Source organism: Streptococcus sp. HMSC074B11, from assembly GCF_001808705.1.
In the GTDB taxonomy this organism is placed as follows: domain Bacteria; phylum Bacillota; class Bacilli; order Lactobacillales; family Streptococcaceae; genus Streptococcus.
Map to the genome: position 1 here is coordinate 1 of NZ_KV794286.1, position 448 is coordinate 448.

The following is a 448-nucleotide window of genomic DNA, read 5'->3' on the forward strand; positions in this document are numbered from 1 at the left end:
TGAAGCAACTGCAGGAACAGATGGTAAAGCTACTATCACACCAACTGTAGCTATTCCAGAAGGAAATGTGACAGCGAAAGCAACAGACCCATCAGGTAATGTATCAGAGCCAAGTGAGCCAGCGAAAGCTACAACACCATCAACACCAGATACAGAAGCCCCAGCGAAACCAGAAGTTAAGACAGACCTTACAGGTAAAGCAGGCACTAAGACACCAGTTGAAGTGAATGCAGAACCAGGTTCTAAGGTTGAATTGTTCGACAAAGACGGTAACAAGATCGGTGAAGCAACTGCAGGAACAGATGGTAAAGCAACCATCAACCCAACTGTAGATATTCCAGCAGGTAATGTCACAGCGAAAGCAACAGACCCATCAGGTAATGTATCAGAACCAAGTGAGCCAGCGAAAGCAACACCAGTTAAGACACCAGCTGTCACTCCAGTAGTG

1 protein-coding gene is annotated in these 448 nt (G+C 46.2%); it reads left to right on the forward strand.

All coding sequences use genetic code 11. The annotated features are described in order from the left end of the window. A partial coding sequence (locus HMPREF2619_RS11365; RefSeq protein WP_261673726.1) for an Ig-like domain-containing protein occupies window positions 1-448 on the forward strand: 448 nt, incomplete at both ends.